This is a genomic window from Bacteroides caecigallinarum, assembly GCF_016902295.1.
Lineage (GTDB): Bacteria > Bacteroidota > Bacteroidia > Bacteroidales > Bacteroidaceae > Phocaeicola > Phocaeicola caecigallinarum_A.
This window is the reverse complement of the sequence record NZ_JACJLQ010000114.1, coordinates 1-1,022: the sequence shown is the minus strand read 5'-3', so window position 1 is coordinate 1,022 and position 1,022 is coordinate 1. Positions and strand designations below refer to the sequence as shown.

1 protein-coding gene is annotated in these 1,022 nt (G+C 37.2%); it reads right to left on the bottom strand.

Annotation, left to right across the window (positions count from 1 at the left end; genetic code table 11):
- Positions 1–14: 14 nt before the first annotated feature.
- Positions 15–989 (bottom strand): IS982 family transposase, encoded by a 975-nt coding sequence (locus H6A27_RS14395; RefSeq protein ID WP_204509186.1) that lies wholly within the window; start codon positions 987–989, stop codon positions 15–17.
- Positions 990–1,022 lie beyond the last annotated feature (33 nt).

Sequence of the window (1,022 nt, the reverse complement as noted above, 5' to 3'; positions counted from 1 at the left end):
ACCCGTTGGCGGAATTAAATTAGCGCATATTTAACTTTGCCAATGGGTTTGTTGTTTTTATAGTTGATGTATTGTAGGATTGTAAGTGCGCTAATCTTCCCTATAATTCGGGCAAACAATCCATCTGTATCTTTCGCATAATTTCTTATAATCATAAACTGGTCACATAGCTGTGAAAATAGGGTTTCAATTCTTTTTCTTGCTTTGGCAAACCCGGGGAATACAGGTTTCCAATCTTTCTGGTTAGCTCTGTATGGAACTTCCAGCCTGATATTTGCTGTTTCAAACAAATCCAATTGTACACTGGCACTTAAATACCCTTTGTCACCTATAAAAGTACTGTTGCAATATTCCACCTTGACATCTTTCAAATAATGAATGTCATGTACGCTTGCCTTGGTAAGATCAAAAGAATGGATTACTCCACTTAAACCACAGACCGCATGCAGCTTATATCCATAATAATATATTCCCTGTGATGCACAGTATCCGATTGACGGCGCTTTCTCAAAATTATTCTTTCCCATACTGCAGCGTTTTGCACGTGCAAAACGACAGACTTCTATAGGTTTTGAATCAATACAGAAATAGTCTTCACCACCGTCTATCTCCTTAACAATCCTCTCCCTGATTGCATTGCAAAGAGATGAGGTTATCTTACGCCTGTCATTGTATTGCCTGCGCGAGATAAGATTGGGAATTTCCTTCCTATAATCCTGCAATTTAGAAAACAGCAAGGATTCACTGTCAATCCCCATTGCTTCTGAAGTCATATTTAATGCAATTACTTCAAGATCGGAGAATCGTGGGACAACACCTCTTCTGGGAATATTACCTGATTCATTTACTAAATTACCTGCCACTTGCTTGCATATGTTCAGGAATTTTGCGAATATTGCATATAGGTTGTGCATAGCTTTATTGTAAATTAATAGTTTGATCACTTCTAATTTACTAATAATCAGCGATAAGCACAACCTTTTATACATATTTATTTTATCAATTTAATTCCGCCAACGGGT